Origin of the sequence: Aggregatilinea sp., from assembly GCF_036822615.1 — a bacterium.
Classification (GTDB): domain Bacteria; phylum Chloroflexota; class Anaerolineae; order Aggregatilineales; family Aggregatilineaceae; genus Aggregatilinea.
On sequence record NZ_DAISHJ010000055.1, the window covers coordinates 1 to 2565 of the forward strand.

Here is a 2565-nt window from a genome sequence, read left to right on the forward strand (position 1 = left end):
CCAAAAAAAAACCGCCCCCGTGAGGGGGCGGTCGAAAACTCGCTCGGGACATTCCGGCCGGGCTCGAAGAACCGGGCCGGAAATCGCGGGAACTAGTTCGCGGTGGCCTTGAACTCGCAACGTCTGTTCTTGGACCAGGCTTCTTCCGTGGCGCCGGCGACGGCGGGACGCTCTTCGCCGTAGCTCATGATGCTCAGCCTGGTGGGCTCGATGCCCATCATGACCAGGTAGTCATAGGCAGCGCGGGCGCGGCGCTCACCGAGGGCCATGTTGTATTCGTTGGTGCCGCGCTCGTCGCAGTGGCCTTCGACCAGCAGGGACAGGGCCGGGAAAGACTTCAGCAGTTCGGACTTCTCGGTCAGGATCTGGCGGGACTCCTCGGTCAGATCGCTCTTGTCGAAGGCGAAGTAGATGCGGTCGGCGCCGATCTTGTCGATGGCCTTGAGCTGGGCGTCATTCACGCCGCTCGGAGCGGCGGCGGAACCTTCGCCGGCGCCGGAGGCCGTGGTGCCGGCCGGGGTGGAGGCCACTTTCTTCGCACAACCGCCGGCCATGGCCAGCGCGAACACCAACATCAGCAGCACAGTCAACTTCCTCATGAGATTCCCCTTTTTGCAAAAACAGTTTAAATTGTGAAAATGGAATAAAAAAATCGATGCGTGGGAAACTACACTATTTTTTTTCCGTTGAATAGAGAGAATTTGCGTACTCGCCGCATTTTTTCCGCGCTGCGTGGCCCGCCGGGCAGGGGCCGAGCCGGGCGGGGGAGGGTCGAGGGGAACCGGGAACGCGGGGCCGCCGGGTTTTCGGCAGCTCATCCTTGCAATGATTTTCAGCTGTGGTAATTTCGGTCCATGGAACAGACCGGATATGCAATTGAAATGATTACCGGGAGGTAGAGCATGAGCATGTTCAAGAGAATTCTCTGCCCTGTGGATTTTTCGGACGCCAGCGCGGCCATCGCCAGGACGGCCCGCGAGTTCGCCCTCAAGTTCGATGCCGATGTCCTCGTGGTCTACGTGGCGCCGTCCATGATCCAGTACGAGATCTTCGATCTGCCCGCGGCGTCCCTGCCGCAGCTCGTCGGCGACATCGTCAGCGGCGCGGAGAAGACCATGGCGGACTTCGTGACCAAGCACTTCGAGGGCGTCCGCGCCACGGGCAAGGTCGTCAGCGGCGACGCGGCCGAGGCCATCGTCAATCTTGCCGAGGCGGACAAGGCTGACATCATCATCATGGCGACCCATGGCCGACAGGGCCTGAACCGCCTCCTCTTCGGCTCCGTGGCCGAGAAGGTGGTCAAGACGTCCCCCGTGCCGGTCATGACCCTGCGCCCCGAATAACTTCCTCCCTGCGGCCTCCCGGCCGCAGGGCCCTTTCCCCATGAACACCGGCGCCACACTCTCCCGCCTGCGCTGCCGCTGCGGCACGCTCTGCTCCGTCTGCGCATACGTCCTGACCATGCTCGGCGTGGCCTGGGCCGTCCTCGGCGGCGCGGAAACCATGGGCTACAACTGGCAGTGGTACCGGGTCCCGCGGTTCATCCTGCAGCCCGACGGGAGCCCCGGGCCGCTGCTGCAGGGCGCGGGCGTCACGCTGCTGGTCTCGGGCCTGGGCCTGGCCGGCGCCGCGTTCCTCGCCCTGGGCACGGCGCTGCTGCGCGCGGGCATGCGCGCCGGGCAGGCACACGGGTATGAGCGGGCCGGGCTGGGTGTGCGCGAGGACGTGCCGGGCGCGATTCGCATCTACGAGCGCGCGGGCTTCCAGACCTACGTGGGTTTCGTGCACTACCGGAAGGTGCTGCGCGGCGACCCGGCGGAGATCGTCAGTTGAGCGATCGCGGCCTCGAAGATCGCGCCTTGACGGTGCGGCGTTTTGCGTGGGACGATCTGCCCGCGCTGCTGGACGTGATCAACACGGCCTCGGCGGTGGACGGCGACGACCAGTCCGACACGCTCGACGGGCTGCGCGCCCGGTTCGAGCGGCCTTACTTCGCGCCGGAGCGGAACTGTCTCGTCGCAGTGACGGATACGGGCGCACTGGTGGGCTACTGCACCGCCGATCTCGACCCGACTGTGGGCCGGGGATGGGGAACGGGCGCGGTGCTGCCCGCCTACCGGGGGCGGGGCATCGGCACGGCGCTGCTGCGCGCCGCGGATGCGCGTCACCGGGAGCGCGCCGAAACGGAAATGGCGCTCGATCTGTCGCTGAGCGTGCGGCGCTTCACGCGGGACAGCGCCGCGTCGGCGGTGGCGCTGCTGGAACGCGAAGGTTACACGGCGGTGCGCAGCTCGTGGTTCATGCACGTCGATCTGGCCGGACTGCCGGAGCCGCCCGCGCTGCCGGACGGGGTCACGCCGCGGCCCTTCGTCGCGGCACGGGATGCGCAGGCCGTGCACGCCGCTGAAAACACGATCTTTGGCGAGAACTGGGGCTATCTGCCGGTCCCGTTCGAGGTGTGGCAGCATATCCGCCTCAGCGACGGGTTCGACCCGGGTCTGTGGCTGGTGGCTGTCGCAGCGGGCGAGATCGTCGGCCTGTGCCTGGGCGGACCCTGGGGCGAAA

4 protein-coding genes are annotated in these 2565 nt (G+C 66.5%); 3 read left to right on the plus strand and 1 reads right to left on the minus strand.

The window, feature by feature from the left end:
• Positions 1-92: 92 nt before the first annotated feature.
• Positions 93-599 (minus strand): peptidoglycan-associated lipoprotein Pal, encoded by a 507-nt coding sequence (gene pal / locus V7116_RS15275; protein ID WP_324392810.1) that lies wholly within the window; start codon positions 597-599, stop codon positions 93-95.
• Positions 600-902: 303 nt separating this feature from the next.
• Here pal and V7116_RS15280 point away from each other — a divergent pair, with 303 nt between their 5' ends.
• From V7116_RS15280 to V7116_RS15290, 3 genes are all read left to right on the plus strand, one after another.
• On the plus strand, positions 903-1343 hold the full coding sequence (locus V7116_RS15280; RefSeq protein ID WP_324392811.1) for a universal stress protein: 441 nt from the start codon (positions 903-905) through the stop codon (positions 1341-1343).
• Positions 1344-1383: 40 nt separating this feature from the next.
• The gene (locus V7116_RS15285; protein ID WP_324392812.1) at positions 1384-1833 is read left to right on the plus strand and encodes a GNAT family N-acetyltransferase; all 450 of its coding nucleotides are present in this window, start codon (positions 1384-1386) and stop codon (positions 1831-1833) included.
• Positions 1830-2565: GNAT family N-acetyltransferase (locus V7116_RS15290; protein ID WP_324392813.1), on the plus strand; the 736-nt coding region annotated here is incomplete at its 3' end. The genes V7116_RS15285 and V7116_RS15290, both read left to right, overlap by 4 nt.